This is a genomic window from Alteromonas sp. AWJ4_199 (assembly GCF_056159165.1).
Genome location: NZ_JBSWUR010000001.1, coordinates 1,027,900 through 1,043,278, shown reverse-complemented (window position 1 = coordinate 1,043,278; position 15,379 = coordinate 1,027,900). Strand labels below are relative to the sequence as shown.

The 15,379-nt window shown below is 42.9% G+C and carries 16 protein-coding genes; 6 read left to right on the top strand and 10 right to left on the bottom strand.

Going from position 1 to position 15,379, the window contains the following annotated elements:
* Positions 1-2 precede the first annotated feature (2 nt).
* Together ACXAER_RS04620 and ACXAER_RS04615 are read left to right on the top strand one after the other, a co-directional pair.
* Positions 3-1,115 carry a hypothetical protein gene (locus ACXAER_RS04620; protein WP_474827059.1) on the top strand — a complete coding sequence of 371 codons (1,113 nt, stop codon included), beginning with the start codon at positions 3-5 and terminating at the stop codon, positions 1,113-1,115.
* A gap of 320 nt (positions 1,116-1,435) precedes the next feature.
* Positions 1,436-1,903: a DUF3718 domain-containing protein gene (locus ACXAER_RS04615; protein ID WP_474827057.1), complete on the top strand. Its 468-nt coding sequence runs from the start codon at positions 1,436-1,438 to the stop codon at positions 1,901-1,903.
* A gap of 205 nt (positions 1,904-2,108) precedes the next feature.
* Here ACXAER_RS04615 and ACXAER_RS04610 read toward each other — a convergent pair whose 3' ends face one another.
* A complete protein-coding gene (locus ACXAER_RS04610; protein WP_474827056.1) occupies positions 2,109-3,440 on the bottom strand; it encodes a M24 family metallopeptidase in 1,332 nt (443 codons plus the stop codon).
* Positions 3,441-3,536: 96 nt separating this feature from the next.
* Here ACXAER_RS04610 and ACXAER_RS04605 point away from each other — a divergent pair, with 96 nt between their 5' ends.
* Entirely contained in the window at positions 3,537-4,250 is a 714-nt protein-coding gene (locus ACXAER_RS04605; RefSeq protein WP_474827054.1) for a substrate-binding periplasmic protein, read from the top strand.
* Between the two features lie 31 nt (positions 4,251-4,281).
* On the opposite strand, the gene ACXAER_RS04600 is transcribed toward ACXAER_RS04605, so the two are convergent.
* The gene (locus tag ACXAER_RS04600) at positions 4,282-4,662 is read right to left on the bottom strand and encodes a VOC family protein (RefSeq protein WP_474827052.1); all 381 of its coding nucleotides are present in this window, start codon (positions 4,660-4,662) and stop codon (positions 4,282-4,284) included.
* Between the two features lie 105 nt (positions 4,663-4,767).
* Between ACXAER_RS04600 and soxR the strand changes: the two genes are divergently transcribed.
* Both soxR and rlmF read left to right on the top strand, forming a co-directional pair.
* Positions 4,768-5,244, top strand: a complete 477-nt coding sequence (gene soxR / locus ACXAER_RS04595; protein ID WP_474827050.1) for a redox-sensitive transcriptional activator SoxR — start codon at positions 4,768-4,770, stop codon at positions 5,242-5,244.
* A 6-nt stretch (positions 5,245-5,250) separates the two neighbouring features.
* Positions 5,251-6,225 (top strand): 23S rRNA (adenine(1618)-N(6))-methyltransferase RlmF, encoded by a 975-nt coding sequence (gene rlmF, locus ACXAER_RS04590; protein ID WP_474827048.1) that lies wholly within the window; start codon positions 5,251-5,253, stop codon positions 6,223-6,225.
* A 118-nt stretch (positions 6,226-6,343) separates the two neighbouring features.
* Here rlmF and ACXAER_RS04585 read toward each other — a convergent pair whose 3' ends face one another.
* The 5 genes from ACXAER_RS04585 to ACXAER_RS04565 all read right to left on the bottom strand — a co-directional run bounded on the left by ACXAER_RS04585 (position 6,344) and on the right by ACXAER_RS04565 (position 13,186).
* Positions 6,344-7,063 carry a TorF family putative porin gene (locus ACXAER_RS04585; protein ID WP_474827046.1) on the bottom strand — a complete coding sequence of 240 codons (720 nt, stop codon included), beginning with the start codon at positions 7,061-7,063 and terminating at the stop codon, positions 6,344-6,346.
* 142 nt (positions 7,064-7,205) lie between these two features.
* The gene (locus ACXAER_RS04580; protein ID WP_474827044.1) at positions 7,206-8,423 is read right to left on the bottom strand and encodes a BCCT family transporter; all 1,218 of its coding nucleotides are present in this window, start codon (positions 8,421-8,423) and stop codon (positions 7,206-7,208) included.
* Between the two features lie 161 nt (positions 8,424-8,584).
* Positions 8,585-10,237 (bottom strand): choline dehydrogenase, encoded by a 1,653-nt coding sequence (gene betA, locus ACXAER_RS04575; protein ID WP_474827042.1) that lies wholly within the window; start codon positions 10,235-10,237, stop codon positions 8,585-8,587.
* Positions 10,238-10,255: 18 nt separating this feature from the next.
* Entirely contained in the window at positions 10,256-11,722 is a 1,467-nt protein-coding gene (gene betB, locus ACXAER_RS04570) for a betaine-aldehyde dehydrogenase (RefSeq protein ID WP_474827040.1), read from the bottom strand.
* A gap of 633 nt (positions 11,723-12,355) precedes the next feature.
* The gene (locus tag ACXAER_RS04565) at positions 12,356-13,186 is read right to left on the bottom strand and encodes an META domain-containing protein (RefSeq protein WP_474827038.1); all 831 of its coding nucleotides are present in this window, start codon (positions 13,184-13,186) and stop codon (positions 12,356-12,358) included.
* 188 nt (positions 13,187-13,374) lie between these two features.
* Between ACXAER_RS04565 and ACXAER_RS04560 the strand changes: the two genes are divergently transcribed.
* Positions 13,375-13,890, top strand: coding sequence for an Mpo1 family 2-hydroxy fatty acid dioxygenase (locus ACXAER_RS04560; protein ID WP_474827036.1), 516 nt, complete (start codon positions 13,375-13,377; stop codon positions 13,888-13,890).
* 57 nt (positions 13,891-13,947) lie between these two features.
* Here the strand turns inward: ACXAER_RS04560 and ACXAER_RS04555 are convergent, their stop codons facing one another.
* The 3 genes from ACXAER_RS04555 to ACXAER_RS04545 form a co-directional block, all read right to left on the bottom strand.
* On the bottom strand, positions 13,948-14,604 hold the full coding sequence (locus tag ACXAER_RS04555; protein ID WP_474827034.1) for a crotonase/enoyl-CoA hydratase family protein: 657 nt from the start codon (positions 14,602-14,604) through the stop codon (positions 13,948-13,950).
* A 118-nt stretch (positions 14,605-14,722) separates the two neighbouring features.
* Positions 14,723-14,929, bottom strand: a complete 207-nt coding sequence (locus ACXAER_RS04550) for a hypothetical protein (protein ID WP_474827033.1) — start codon at positions 14,927-14,929, stop codon at positions 14,723-14,725.
* A 1-nt stretch (position 14,930) separates the two neighbouring features.
* Positions 14,931-15,194 (bottom strand): hypothetical protein, encoded by a 264-nt coding sequence (locus ACXAER_RS04545; protein ID WP_474827031.1) that lies wholly within the window; start codon positions 15,192-15,194, stop codon positions 14,931-14,933.
* Positions 15,195-15,379 lie beyond the last annotated feature (185 nt).

Sequence of the window (15,379 nt, the reverse complement as noted above, 5' to 3'; positions counted from 1 at the left end):
ATATGACCGCATCAAGACCGTTGTTTAAACATATTCGTAATCATACCGCGCTTTTCAGTGAGCTTTCTCAATATAGAAACGCTGCGGTAGATAGATTAGGGTTTTCAGACTTTGAATTTCATAAAACCCCAAAGTTCGTAACCGAAGATGGAAGCAGGCTTACTATAGAGCCTGAAAGAAGCATTGTTCTTCCAAAAGTGAACGCACTGGCAGGGCTTAAAAATAAGCTAACACAAGCCATTTCAACGTTGCACATGGTTGAACATAGCGAAATAGGCTATCGCTATCCAACAGCAGCGTTAGCAGGTCTAGATGCTCCGTTTATCAAACGTATGCGCTCTGAGTATTTTCATAAAGTGGACGAAGACAGAAGCATTTGTCGTCCTGTGAATTTGTCCTATGGAATAAAAAGTCGCGGAAAAGCTGATAACCGTCAAGAATACGAAGTCTGGATGCCAGAAGAAGCGCCAGATCAAAATCCGCTGCCTTTGCTCATAAACGCGTATGGCGAAGACTTACCCGATGATGTCAGGCACTTTGTTGAACAACCTTCAAAAGTGCATGGTTGGATGGGCGTTAAGCGTGCGGCATTTGAAGCGCTTTATACAAATAAGCAACACTGCGGCGAGTTGATTATTTGTATCGCCATGAGCGTAGATGCTTATAATATCGGCGCTAAGCCAGATTTGGCCTATTCTCCAGAGGCCGAAAGTTCTATTGCGGTTAGCAACGCTGAATTTGAATGGGAAATAGAGGGTTACTATGCTCCACGAGGCTGGGCGTTTGATCACGATGAAGTTTGGGCAGCAATAAATCACACGTTAGAAGCCATCAATGAGCCACTCGATGCTCTCTATGGTAAAAAAATTATTCCAATTGCAGAAAGCAAAACGGAGCGAATTTTGTCAACGCTGCAGTCACTGGGCGTCACGCAACAAGAAGTAGATAACCTCAATCTTCAGCCATGGGAGTTCATGCTTACTGAAAGCGAGCACAGGGTGAAAGCGCACGACCCCAGTCGTTCTGTTAATTTACTGGGCAGACTCAACCGACTTTTCTACCAACCAGAACAGCAGTTACCTTCACTTAACTGGATGCACGATCTCATCCTATAGATTTAAACTTTAAAGATTACTTTGCTACTCGATTTTATTTATTGTCATTTACAAAACCAAGCGCGCTGAAAAGCAATTTCATGCGCGCTTTTTTGTGCGTCTGCGACCCTACACCTGTAACTAGAAAGACTTATATGTAAATTTTTATATAAATGATGTTATTTTTTGTAAATAACTTTCATTTTTGACGTGATCTGTATGTTTAATTCCATTTTTCTGTAATTTAATTACGAAAAGTGCTTTATTTTTCGAAAGTGTTGTTCATAATGTACACATCACTTAAGTGATATCTAATTTAGTTACAAAATAGGAATTCAAAAATGAAACTGTCTACTTTCGCTACTGCTCTAACACTATCTGTTGCTGCTACTCAATCTTTCGCAAAAGATGTAGTACTAAAGCCAATTAACGACAACATCGAAACACAAGCGTGTTTAACTGCGGCTAAAGATGGTTTTGGCCCTGCATTGCGTCTTATCCGTTCAAAAGGTTTTAATGCAGAAGAGTTCAGTGCATCTGTACGTTGTAACGGCGAATCACTTCGCACCTTTGCTTACATGTACAAAAACAACAAGGCGACTGAAAACGCGAAAACGGTAGCACTTGTTGCTAAGAACCAAGATGTAGCATCACAAGCGTGTTTAGAAGCGCTTTCAGTAGGTAAAGAAGCCGCGCTAGCCAAGTTTGGTTTGGAAGGTGAAAACATTATCTGTAACCACAAAACAATGTCTGATTTTGTTCGTGAATACAGTGCAGAGAATGTAGTTGTTCGCACTGCTGCTGAATAAGACTGCGTTTTAGGATAGCAACCTACTGCTAATATTTAGTACAGTTTCATGGCCTTTCGCTTGAAAGGGTGAAAGGCCTGACACTTTACGCTTCGCTCGATTTAATTTCACGTAAGTCTTTCCTCATCGGCTAACCTTTAGCCACACAGTTCAGTTTTTTCATTATGTAAAGGCCTCAAAATAGGGGTAATGTATCCACCTGTAGTTATTGATTTTCATCAGACTGAATCAAATGAAACTCAGCTTGCCTACCATCTAAATAGGTTACTGACTTACCGTCAAAAAATGCATCTTCTTCCAGCATAATTCTAATTTCTTTGTTCCACTCTTCAATAAAGCTGGCCGCATTGAGCTCTATAGAATAGGCCGTTTGTGCAAACATCGGGTAATCCCCTTTAATTGGTACGCCTTCTTGAGCATCCCACATTCCTATTGTTGGGCCTGCCGCGTGCCCGTGAAAACCAAGCGGGTGAGTATAAATAGCGGGCGTGATCCCTTGTTCGATAGCCTGCTGTCGCGACATACTCAAAATAGTATTGCCCGTTCTGCCTACTTTAAAATTACTGGTCAAAATGTCTTGCAGCTTATTACCCGCTTCAAGTGCTTTTTTAAGTGACGCTGGCGCGTCTTTTTCTCCAGGTTTTAATACGTAGGCATGCTGCTGTTGATCCGTGTTAAGTCGCAAGTAGGTAATGCCAAAATCAACGTGTATCAGGTCGCCCGGTCGTATGATGTTCTCTCCGGGACGTTTGCTGAAAGCACTGATTTGATCAAACACTTCATTGTCTTGTCTTTGGATGGAAACCGTAGGATGAAACCAATTGGTGAGCCCTAAGGCTCGAGTTTGATCCCGAAGCCACCAAACAACATCGTCTGTAGTGGTTACGTTAGGTGTGATGACTTCATTTGAAAATGCTGTCGCTATCAGCGAGTGACCTATTTGAGTGAGTACGGGATAATACTGCATTTCCAGGTCACTGCGCGTTTCTAACCAGCCTATAGCAAGCCTTTCACCACTCACTACTCGGCTTTTTAGTTCATTAGAAAGTACGCCTATAAATTTTTCGTGTTCCGTAGCAGTCATGCCATCTGCAAGAGCAAATGCATTTGACGTATTTATGGCTATTTTCGCGGGGTTACGGGCTCCTATGATGTGTTTCAAGGCTTTCCACTGATCAGGTTGTGCTTCCTTATCCCACGCTTTTTTAAATAGCGAGCCTACCGCGTATCTTGCTACGGCCAAACGTTCGAGTGGTTGACCATTGCCTGGGTTATAAATGACTAACATGGTGTGACGTCTTGCAGAAACCCAAGTAGAAGGCAGCATCGTTTTTAAAACCGGGTCTTCGTTGTATTCCCGTGACATCAACACCCACATGTCGATGCCTTCCCGCTCCATAATGTGGGGAAGTACATCACTGAAGCGTTGTTCAAGAATGCTATCGATTAGGGCACTTCTTTCTTTCATTGAAAGCACAGAACTGGCTTGTACACTGAAACCAAAAAGGGTGAGTAGAAGAAATATAATTTTTTTCATATGCATTCCGTTGTTTTGGTAATTATTGGCTATTCTTTATACCGTTATCACTTTAACTACGCTATGTATATATAAATCAACTGAATGGATATCTTGATGAAATCTTCTCTTTATTCTTGTTTGCTACTTTTTATGTTTATGAGCTTTCACTCGGTTGCGCAAACGTCTATTAAATGGGGCACTGACTATTGGCAAGACTACACAAACTACGACGGAAGCGGCTTTTATAACGAGCTAGTGCATAAAATTTTTCCAGAACCAGAGTACACAATAGATATTCACTATTACCCTTGGAAGCGTACAGTAAATAACGTGTTGCAAGGTAATATTGATATGACAGGGGCTATGCACAAGACCGAAAGGCTTTACCATTCTGAGCGCCCAGTGCTTATTGACACCGTAGTTATGGTAAGCCGTGCAGAAGATGCCCTAAGGCGAGACTCTCTTGATAATAAACTCGGCGCTTATCGTTCTGGTTATGAAGATATGGTGTTCTATCCCTATTTAGAAAAGGCGACGATGGGACTGGAAGTTGAAGATTCGTATAAGGGATTAACTCTGCTAGCAATGAAGAAAATCGACTTCTATGTTGGAGCAGATAGTTTGGTGCAACTTGCTTTAAATGAGCGTGACGACCGCGCTGAATATGAAATCTCTGAGTTAGGTAGTTTTAAATTGTATTGGTCTTTCGCTCTCACTGAACATGGTTTGGCACTTAAAACCGCATTTGATGAACGATTAGAAGCTTTGCGCAAGCAAGATGTGCTCGCGCAGCTGTATCAAAAATATGATCTTATTATGCCTTTCTGAATGGCCCAGAGGGGGGGATAAGCTTTATAAATTAGCAGTAAGAAACTACCTCAATTTCTATATTTTGCTGCGCCATAAAGTAAAAGCGTCTACCTGGCTCGTAATCACCGTGGCTGTAGGTTTTAAAATTTTGCGCTAAAACCTGCTGTTCTGTTTCGTCTAAATTTTGAACTACAATGCCGACATGGTTAACGTTGGCCAAGGTTTTATAATCACTCTCTATCTCATTAATAGTTTTAGGTCTGTACAGCGCTAGGTAGTCTTTATCGTTTCCCACGTGCACCGTATAGCCATCGTTTTTAGCGCCTCCGCTCCAACGTACTTTCCAACCAAATAGTGTACAAAGTAAGGTGGCTAGTTCATCTGGGTTTTCAACGGTGATATTTGTGTGCTCTAAGTATGCAGTTGTCATGTGTTTTTCCTTGTGTAGATAATCAACGAAAAACAGCTTAATATCTAAAGCTAACTTTAGATCAAGCGTTTTTTACCGCTATTTCGAAATTGGAAAAGGGGCGTTATGGCACCAGAACCTATGGTAAGCATTGGCTTTATTGCTAAACGTACTGGCAATGCTGTTTCATTAATTCGCTATTATGCCAACGAAGGGCTTATTCCTTCTGTGCGCACAAATGGCGGAAATAGAGCATTCCCTCGTTCTGTCATTCGCAGAGTTTCCTTTATTTTGATTGCGCAAAATATGGGGTATTCCCTTGCTGATATAAAGAATCTTTTGTTTACACTTCCTGACAACAGAACGCCAACACAAGCTGATTGGGCAAAATTAAGTACGGTGTTTAATCAGCATATCGAAGCAAAAATTGCGGCGCTGACCAGTTTGAAGACGTCGTTAGAAGGCTGTATTGGCTGTGGGTGTTTGTCATTAGACCGCTGTAGGCTTTACAATACCGACGATAAAGTAGCTGCCCAAGGAAGTGGCGCCCAATTGCTTGATGAAAATGTTCAGTCTCAGTTTTTAGTTTCACACAAAAAGTAGCGCTTCATGCACCCTAAAAATCTCCATATAAACGGCTATCCAATGGATGCGCTGTGCCAGTCATACCCTGCGCTTAAGCCTTTTCTCGTTAAAGCTAAAAGTGGCAATATCAGTATAGATTTCACTAATCCACAAGCGGTGAAGATACTTAATGCTGCCTTGCTTCGCCACTATTATCGACTTGAGTATTGGGATATTCCTGAAGGCTACTTATGCCCCCCTGTACCTGGAAGAGCAGATTATATCCACGGTATTGCTGACTTATTAAAATCAGCAAGGTCTAATTTAAAAAATGAGCGTGGGCGAGATATACGTGGGTTAGATATCGGCGTGGGCGCTAATGCTATCTATCCTATTATTGGTATTGCGTCCTACGACTGGTCGTTTATGGGTAGCGATGTTGATGAAGCTGCTGTAAAGAACGCTAATGTCATTGCGAGTAAAAATAGTCTGTTAGCCGATAAATTCCAAGTGCGTAAACAAACCAATAGTGCGCACATTTTTAAAGGTGTCATTGAAGAGAACGAACGGTTCACTTTTACTATGTGCAACCCGCCGTTTCATAAGTCTGCCCAAGATGCCCTGTCTGGCACGCGAAGGAAAACATCTAATTTAACTCGCAATAAGCAGAAACGAAGTGGTGCAAAGTTCACCGGTAATCGAGATCAAGGTTTAGGAGATCGTACACCCAAGCTGCAAGGTAAAAATGCCGCTTACCAAGGTAAGGACGCAAACTTGAATTTTGCGGGCCAAGCGAATGAACTTTGGTGCGAAGGGGGGGAACTTGCCTTCATTCAGCGCATGGTTCAAGAAAGTGTTTCTGTGAAAGACAATGTAGAATGGTTCACCTGCTTGGTGTCGAAGAGTGCCCATTTGAAACCAATTAAAACCAGTATTGATTATTACGGTGCTGCGCAGTGTAAAGTGGTTGATATGGGGCAGGGGAGTAAATTGAGCCGCTTTGTTGCGTGGACTTTTTAACCGACTTATAGCTAAGTTAAATTGACCGAATACAGTTGATGCAGCGTAATGCGAGCACGCATAGTACTAGCTAAGGAAAGTGGTTCTTGTTCTGAAGAACCACTTTCCAAGTCAACGTTTAGAAGCTAAAGGTTTTCGATACACCAAACACGATGCGTTCATCGGCGGTATCAAAATCGAGATTGGTGTTTTCAGCTGCAATTTCGAAATCGAACCCTTCGTAGCTTGTTTGGTAAGCCAAACGGTAGTGGTAAAAAGAGGTGTCATCACCATTCCATAGCCACTTATCGCTATCTAACGAGTTTGATACATCAAAGCTTGCACGTAAATTGTGGTTGGGTGCGAGTTCAAAGGTATGAGTAACCATCGCGATGGCGTGTTTAGCGCCTGTTCCAAAGTAATCCCACGTGTACCAGAAGTTCAGTTCTGAGCTACCGTAGTCACTAGCATAACCGAATTTGGTGTACACTTCCGGGTAATTCCCGTTACTTGAATCGTCGCCGCCGTGATAAGAGTAATAGGCGATACCGTAGTCGATACTTACCGCATCGGTTAGCATTTGATAACGACCTACGTAGAAGTCCCATTCAAGATTAGTATCACCGCCGAAATCTACGTTGGAAGCCCACGTTCCAGCGTACGTGCCATTTTCGAAGGCTTTGTCAACACCTCCCTGAAGAGCTGGGTCATTTTGTGTCTGACTAACGCCATTGAATGTATAGTCTGATACTGCGGAAATGTTGGCGCTCCAGTCAGCAAGAGATGCCGAAGCATAGAATGTCGCAATAATGGCAGCAAGTATGCGTGCAGACGGTAAAAATACGTTTGATTTTTTCATGTTAAACACCCGTTTTTATCATTGTTGTGTATATCATAGTTGTTTATTTAATCGACGCCCTTTAAATAGTGGACACTCTTTAACTTCACCGGCTCAAATTGAGCCAGTGAAGAAGAGGGGTAATAAACAAATATGAAATGTTTTAGTTAAGGTTTTCTATTTTTGTGAAGTCAATTTTGTTCTCTTTCGGGGACGTTTTGATAGCCGTCACCGATTTGAACTTCTGACTCAAAATGAACGCAAAGCAGCTAAAGAAGACGGCTATAACCAGCGCACCTACCCACTGAATTTGCAAGAAGTCTAGTTTGAATAAGAGCGTAAGCAGCGATAGTGCCACGATGTTAAGGGCAATATAATTACCTTTGCCAATGCGCTCAACGGTCATGTTAAGGTTGTCGGTATAAAGTCTGATTAGTGAATCAAGTGAGTTGATTACAAAAACAATACCTACAAATACCATTGCCATATTCGTGATCCCTTCCGTTGGAATACCGGCGCTGTGGTAGTGATACAATACCGAAAACCATGCAGCGATAGGGATAGATGGGATAACCATCATAGCCAGCATAACTTGGTAGGTTTTAAGGCCGCCCACGAAACGAGACGTAAACTGACCTATCATAATGCTCCAGCTGAACCACCAGAATAGATAAAACTCATGGTAATCATTGATGGGTAATACGAAGTTATCAATATTCGCAAAATATCCACCAATAAGTCCTAGGTTTCTAAAGTATGCCGTTATTTCACTTTCGCCAAACACAAATGCCGCAGCCCACATGCCAACAATGAGGGCGATAAATACCCATGTAGTGGTCAGGCTTAAAATGCGCACGTACTTAATACTTGTGCTTGAGTACACAGCAAAGGCAATAGCTGCGAACACAATAAGATAGAACGCTGGCACGACTGATTCACCGTCGCCTACTGACGGCAGGTACCATGGAAGGTTTGAAAGCAGTAAGAAAGCTGTAAAAGCACAGGTTCCGATGATAATAATGTTGTTTACGAACTTAACAATAGGAAGCTCGAAGAACTTTACTTTCGGTTCGATTACGCAGAAATAAAAACAAGTAAGGAAGTAGAATCCCCAAATTAAGAACCCCCAAAACCCAAACTCAATGGCGAGCGGATTGGTGAAGGCATATTCAGGACTTGCGCTTATGTCAGCATAACCAGCAAATTCAGTAAGCGGGAACATAATAAGACCCACGTCCAAACCTGAGGTAAAAAGAATAGCAATAAAGGTGAAGGTTCTTACTGGCGTTACACCGACCACTTTCATGTTGCCCCATTTAAACAAAATATAAGCTACAGAAAGTAGAGTGAAAATAATGCCTGCACTAAGCCATACTGTCATTATCACCCTCCCAGTATTGATAAAATTGAAACATGTTTTTTCCTTCTTTTCGTTATTAAACAGACCACCCAGCTACATGCATCGTCACCTTAATCGGCGGCATATAGGCACTGTGGAAGGTGCGCTTGTTGCAAAAACAAGCACACTGGTGCGAAATCGCTTTAACGTTGCTCGGTTTGCCAATTAGGGTGTATGTCTACCGCTACATTTTGTGGTGGTAGAGCGGGTTTACCCAAAATTTTGTCTGCCGCTTTTTCTGCTACCATTATGGTAGGTGCATTTAGGTTTCCATTTGGAATAGTGGGGAATATAGATGAATCCACCACACGTAGACCTTTAATGCCATGTACCTTGGTTTGAGAATCTACTACTGCCATGTCGTCTTCGCCCATTTTGCATGAACACGACGGGTGGTAAGCACTTTCAACGGCTTCGCGCACAAAAGCATCTATTTCTTCATCCGTCTGAATGTGCTCGCCAGGCTGAATTTCGCCGTCTCTGAAGTCGTCGAAAGCTGACTGTGCGATGATTTCTCTCGTTAGCCTGACGCAAGCTCTAAACCCTTCAATGTCATCTTGATGCTGCAAGTAGTTAAACAAGATTTTAGGAGGCACTGTCGGGTCGGCCGATTGAATGGTTACGCTACCTCTACTTTTAGGTTTGTTGTGACCTACGTGTACTTGAAAACCGTCACCATCGAAGGCTGACTTACCGTCATAGCGGATGGCGGCGGGCAAGAAGTGGTACTGAATATCCGGCCACTCTACATCAGCTTTCGAGCGAATAAACGCACAAGATTCAAAGTGATTCGTTGCGCCTAAACCAGAACGGTTAAGTAACCAGCGGGCGCCTATCAAGCCTTTTGAAATTAAGCCCAGTCTGCGGTTTAGCGTGATCGGTTGTTTACACTTGTACTGGAAATAGAACTCCAAGTGATCTTGCAGGTTTTGGCCCACACCCGGCAGGTGGTGTTTAACATCGATACCTGCTTTTTCAAGAATCTCTTTATCGCCAATGCCTGAAAGTTGCAGAATATGAGGCGAGCCAATAGAGCCTGCACTTAAGATAACTTCGTTAGACGTATTGGCGGTTTCGGTTTTGCCATTAACCACATACTCAACGCCTTTTGCGACTTTGTTATCAAGAACAACTTTAGTCACCAGCGCGCCAGTCACTATGGTTAAATTCTTACGCGACTTTACCGGGTCAAGATATTCACGACTTGCTGAGCTGCGCACACCGTCTTTTACGGTCATATGCATAGACCCGAAGCCTTCTTGTTGCTTACCGTTATAATCGCTTGTAATGTCGTAGCCCGCCTGTTCACCGGCTTTAATAAAGGCGGTATAAAGCGGGTTTTTCATTTCATTGCCGTTGTTAACGCCAAGTTCACCATTGCCACCACGATAAGCATCGTTACCCTTGTACCAGGTTTCTGCTTTTTGGAAATAGGGTAGGCACGCCTGATAATTCCAGCCCTCTGCGCCGTGAGCTTCCCATTCATCAAAGTCCTTAGCGTGGCCGCGTACGTATACCATTCCGTTAATAGACGACGAGCCGCCCAACACTTTACCGCGGGGACAATGCATTTCACGGTTGTTTAAATAGGGCTCTTTTTCAGTGTTGAATTGCCACGCATACTTGTCGGTATTCATAGGAATAGACAGTGCCGTTGGCATCTTGATGAAAATGCTTTTATCTGAGCCACCGGTTTCCAGTAGCAACACCTTGTGCTTTGGGTTTTCTGATAAGCGGTTCGCTAGCACACAGCCAGCAGAACCTGCTCCAACAATAATGTAATCAAATGTCTGCATATGTACTCCTACTGCGATTTAAAACGGGCTTTCAATTTGGTTCATACCTACATAAACCGACTTGGTTTGCGTGTAGCTATTAAGCGTTTCAACACCGTTTTCCCGCCCAATGCCAGATTGCTTGTAGCCGCCTACAGGCATTTCTGCTGGAGAATTTCCATATGCGTTTATCCAGCAAATACCAGCTTGTAACTGGTGGATAACGCGGTGCGCGCGCTGGATATCTTTACTAAATACGCCCGCTGCCAAACCTAGCTCGGTATCATTCGCGCGTGCGATCACTTCGTCTTCATCATCGAATACCAACACGCTCATTACTGGCCCAAAGATCTCTTCCTTAACGATAGTCATATCGTCGGTGCAATCTGTGAAAATTGTTGGTTCAACAAAATAGCCGTTAGGCGCAGACGCTGGAGAGGCTGCGTTACCACCGGTTAATAGCGTTGCGCCTTCTTCTTTTCCTTTCGCAATATAGCTAAGCACTAGCTCTTGGTGCTTTTTAGAAATAAGTGCGCCTAGGTTTACATTAGGGTCTAGCGGGTCACCCATAATGATATTTTTTTCGGTACGGGCTTTAAGTTCATCAATAAAGGCTTGATATACAGAGCGCTGAACGTAAACACGGGTACAGTTAGTGCAGATTTCACCTTGAGTGTAAAAATTGCCTAGCATAGCGGCGCTGATAGCCTGGCTAATGTCAGCATCTTCAAATACTACTAGCGGAGACTTGCCGCCAAGCTCCATCGTCACGTCTTTTAAGTTCGACGCAGCGGCGCTTTGCATCACTTTCTTACCCGTGCCCACTTCACCGGTAAACGATACTTTTTCAATGTCTGAGCTATTTGTAAGCCATTGACCAACTTGCGCTGCGCCTTGAACCACATTAAATACGCCAGCAGGTACGCCAGCTTCAGTGAAAATTTCAGCCAACTTAAGCGCACCCATAGGCGTTTCTTCTGACGGCTTAAATATAAACGCATTACCTGCGGCAAGCGCTGGGCCTGATTTCCAACAAGCAATTTGAATAGGGTAGTTCCATGCGCCAATACCAGCGCAGATACCTAACGCTTCTTTACGCGTGTAAAAGAAGTCGCCACCAACAGGTTGCTGGGTACCTAGTTGAGTAGGAGCCAGGCCTGCATAATACTCAATAACATCAGCGCCAGTTTCAATGTCTACACAATCGGCTTCTTGAATAGGCTTACCGGTATCAAGTACTTCAAATTTAGCGAGTTCATCATTACGTTCGCGAAGCAGTGCAACCGCCTTGTTAAGAATGCGAGTTCTTTCTATAGGCATCATTGCTGACCATACCGCAAATCCTTCTTTAGAACTCTTGATCGCTTCTTGTTGAATAAACTCATCAGCCACTTCTACGTGGTAAATTACCTCACCGGTTGCGGGGTTGGTGACTGCAAAGGTCTCTTTGCTTTTGTTTGCCATCGGCTTGCCGTGAATGAAATTCTGATAAGTCGGTAATGACATGCATAAACTCCTACTTTTAATAGTGCTGACAACGCTCGCCAATTAGCGCGCTCTTTGCGTGAAAAATAAATACGTACAAGCTAATACACATATTTGGTTTCAATACGATGAATAGTGTTGAAACTATTTTTCTCACTAAGCATTTGAAACGTACGAACTAATCGCTCTTCGCTTAATAAACACCACTTTAGCTTTCTTTACCTCACCTCTATCTAAGCCGCGTTTCTGCAGGCTTTATAGGAGTTAATTTAAATGCGCTTTAGTAGTGTTTTTATTTTAATTGGCTGTTCAATAAAAATAAATTGTATAGTGTTCTAACTATTGTTTCAACGTCGAAGCATATTTAACGGCAAGTGATAAGGATGTTAAGTGCGTGTGTTTACAGCTTAAATGCCTGATTTATAGTGATTAAAGGCCTAACATTAAATATATAAATAAAGCGCGAACTCTGTGTTAAAGCTTTTAGTTCGAACAGGATGGAGCATTAAAAAGTGTTTAATTGAAACTATTCGACAGAGAGTAGTGGTGGCCTCGGCACTCTATCTAAAACGCCAAAGCATGACATGAATATTACTGAAACTTTTTAAATAAATTGCGGCGGCAGTGTTACAGGTTAATACTGCCGCCTGAAATTTAATGGTTGATCGTACAATGGTAGTAGCCAGAGTTTATAGAAACGGTGGCAACATCACCTTTATTCCAATACACCACACCTTTGTTATTGGTATATTTTGCACCTGATGCAGAGCGTGATAGCTGCACGATATGATGTGCATTGTTGAGTGAGAGTGCTTTTGTATCTGGGCCAAGCGTATTAACGTGCAACTCTGTGATACTGGCGTTTGGCGTCTCACACTTGTAGGTTCTGCTATTGGCTTGCGTAGAACTGTTGGCAATATCCTGCTTTTTGTTAACTCCTGCCCCGGGTTTACCTGCATTACCGGTATTGGAACCTTGTGAAGGGGATGAGATTATTGCTTTAACTGTTTCATTGTCATTACTGTCATACAGGACTAGCCACGTGTTATCCAATATTGCATAAGTTTTCGATGAAGCTAAAGCATCAACAAAACCTTGCTCTTGTTTCATAAGCGCTGGCGCACACACCTTTCTGGTAAGTACAATTTTATCGGCAGAAAAGGGTTGAGTATTGCTGTCTTTACTGAAAGCTTTATTGGCATTAGCAACGTCGAGCGCCCCTGTATACTGATTACAGCCTGTGCTTCCGCTTATTCTGCTAATATCCCCGCTTACATTTACATTAAGCGTAACGTGGCTAAAGTCGATAATACCTGCTTGATTTATGCTTTCGACCTGCCAATGGCTACCTGAAAGCGCAAGCTTGTTCTCTTCACTATTTTGTTCTTGCTCATCAGTTGAATACATTGAAGAAACTGAACTACAAGCCGTTAAGGAGAGAAATGCAGGCACAGCTAAAGTTAAAAGGTACTTCCTTTTATTCATGAAAACTCCACTTATTATTCATCAATAGCGGTAGGAGTCGCTTTTCACAACTAAGTTCAGCAATATTACTCACTTAAAAATCGGAAATGCATAGTCGGTTTTAATATGTTTGTCGTCAAGCCGACAGTTTGTATGTGTTCGCAAAGAGTAAACTAACTACCACAATACAAATAATACGTTGGCGCAGTATGAAAAATTTAGAACAGCACTTAAGTGAGTACGCCAAGTACCACAGAGATCAAAGAAACATATACACCCATTATGTCGGTATTCCGCTAATTGTTTTCTCGGTTTTCTGTCTACTAAGTAAGCCTGCGTTTCTAGTGAACGCGCCAACCTTTGGGGATATGAACATAAGCCCAGCGCTATTTGTTTGGGCAATTGGTAATGCGTTCTACATTAAGTTAGATATAAAGCTTGGCATAGTGATGACGCTTATCACGGGGGCTATGGTCTATTTCGCTCAACCTATCGCACAGAATGAAATGGGAACATGGCTTGCTATCTCACTTGGCATTTTTATTGGTGGTTGGGTGCTACAGTTTATTGGTCATCACTATGAGGGTAAAAAGCCTGCTTTTGTCGACGACATAATGGGGCTGGCGATAGGACCACTCTTTGTGCTTGCTGAATTGAGTTTTGAATTGGGCCTTAGAAGTGCACTTAAAGAAGAGATTGAACGCCGCTCTGGACCCGTAAAGTAATTACTTTAGGCAGCGCGTTGAAACAACCAGTTTCAACGCGTTGTTATAACTTGAGAGTTAAGCTTTCATCTTCTCTATCGTTTCTTTACGCAGCTGAAGTTTAGACTCAGCAAAAGACTGTCTAGGCAACATCTTCAGCTTTTCAGCATAACCCATGGCCGTTGCTAGTACTTGCTCCTGAGGTACTGCTGCATCTAAAAAGCCTGCTTTAACGGCTTCACTGCCTTGATAGATGCGCGAGAAGAGCAAGGCTTCAGTTTGGCTTGTATTGGCAAGTCTGGCTTTGGCTAGCTCCATACCGAATGGCGGCAGCACCATGCCAATGGCGGTTTCATTAAGACCATATTTAGTGTCGGCATCTTTACCAATACGTAAGTCGGCAGCCATAAGCATAATAGCGCCCATGGCAATACTGTGACCTTCTGCAGCAACGACAACAGGTAGTGGGAAGCTATAAAGACGTACGATTAACTCAGCGCCTTTTGACACTAACTCGTGTTGTTTTGCTTTATCGTCGGCTTTCATTACTGATAAATCGAACCCGCCGCAAAACTTGCCCTCTCCGCCGTGTAATACAACCGCTTTAGCGTTTTGCTCAGCTTCATCTAAGGCGTCATTGAACTGCTGAATAAGCTCAAAGCCTACGGCGTTAACTTTACCGTCGTCAAAGGTGATTACTGCAATATCGTTATTAATAGCTAGATTAAACGCCATGGTATGTCCTGTAACTTTATGTGTAGGGATGCTGTGTAAAAATAATGTACGTCGCACTCTGATAAGGGCAACTTTCTAGTAGTGATTGTAGGTAATTGATATCTATTATGATAGTGCTTTACGCATCATCTTCGGGATATGTGCTATGAATATCGGTGATAACTCGCGGAAGCTCTGCAATAAGCTTCTTTTTGTATCGACGTTGTCTGCGTCGCGCCTTTGCGTTATTCGCCCTCCATTGCGCGCGTTTATCTTTCACAATACGCTCTAGGTCTTGGCCGTCTTGAATCAATACTGCATCATTGAGGGATGTGCGTTTTGTCATACTAAAACTCCAACTTTAGCTGCTTATTGCGCCATTGTTTCGAGCGTTGGTTGAGTTCATAAAGCGAGACACTTTCAGTGGCTATTTTCTTGGCAAGGCATAATGCTGCGCTGGCTTGTTTGTCGGTCAGGTTTTTATAGGCTGGTGAGGGAATGACCTCATACCGAGCACAGCCGACAATATTGTCTAAAATCACCCGAATAAAACAGTGGTCATGGTGTATTGGCCAGACGTTTTTCTTTGTTGAAGCAATAGAAGGGAGCACGTTTTTCGCGTAGTGTAGAAATTCCCGTAGGTTACTTTTGTGCTTTGTTGATTTTGAAAGATAAGCGTGTGGGAATTGGTTTTGAAGGGAAGGTGTGTGCATGAGTGGTTTAGCCCCGGTCCAATTCGTTTAGGCACTATTATTACGACATAGCAAGAGTTTACACGACACCAGTGAAATTCAGA

Bases quoted from the DNA above. Each gene is read 5' to 3' on its own strand.
- ACXAER_RS04620 (WP_474827059.1), top strand. From the start codon at position 3: ATGACCGCATCAAGACCGTTGTTTAAACATATTCGTAATCATACCGCG.
- ACXAER_RS04615 (WP_474827057.1), top strand. From the start codon at position 1,436: ATGAAACTGTCTACTTTCGCTACTGCTCTAACACTATCTGTTGCTGCT.
- ACXAER_RS04610 (WP_474827056.1), bottom strand. From the start codon at position 3,440: ATGAAAAAAATTATATTTCTTCTACTCACCCTTTTTGGTTTCAGTGTA.
- ACXAER_RS04605 (WP_474827054.1), top strand. From the start codon at position 3,537: ATGAAATCTTCTCTTTATTCTTGTTTGCTACTTTTTATGTTTATGAGC.
- ACXAER_RS04600 (WP_474827052.1), bottom strand. From the start codon at position 4,662: ATGACAACTGCATACTTAGAGCACACAAATATCACCGTTGAAAACCCA.
- soxR (WP_474827050.1), top strand. From the start codon at position 4,768: ATGGCACCAGAACCTATGGTAAGCATTGGCTTTATTGCTAAACGTACT.
- rlmF (WP_474827048.1), top strand. From the start codon at position 5,251: ATGCACCCTAAAAATCTCCATATAAACGGCTATCCAATGGATGCGCTG.
- ACXAER_RS04585 (WP_474827046.1), bottom strand. From the start codon at position 7,063: ATGAAAAAATCAAACGTATTTTTACCGTCTGCACGCATACTTGCTGCC.
- ACXAER_RS04580 (WP_474827044.1), bottom strand. From the start codon at position 8,423: ATGACAGTATGGCTTAGTGCAGGCATTATTTTCACTCTACTTTCTGTA.
- betA (WP_474827042.1), bottom strand. From the start codon at position 10,237: ATGCAGACATTTGATTACATTATTGTTGGAGCAGGTTCTGCTGGCTGT.
- betB (WP_474827040.1), bottom strand. From the start codon at position 11,722: ATGTCATTACCGACTTATCAGAATTTCATTCACGGCAAGCCGATGGCA.
- ACXAER_RS04565 (WP_474827038.1), bottom strand. From the start codon at position 13,186: ATGAATAAAAGGAAGTACCTTTTAACTTTAGCTGTGCCTGCATTTCTC.
- ACXAER_RS04560 (WP_474827036.1), top strand. From the start codon at position 13,375: ATGAAAAATTTAGAACAGCACTTAAGTGAGTACGCCAAGTACCACAGA.
- ACXAER_RS04555 (WP_474827034.1), bottom strand. From the start codon at position 14,604: ATGGCGTTTAATCTAGCTATTAATAACGATATTGCAGTAATCACCTTT.
- ACXAER_RS04550 (WP_474827033.1), bottom strand. From the start codon at position 14,929: ATGACAAAACGCACATCCCTCAATGATGCAGTATTGATTCAAGACGGC.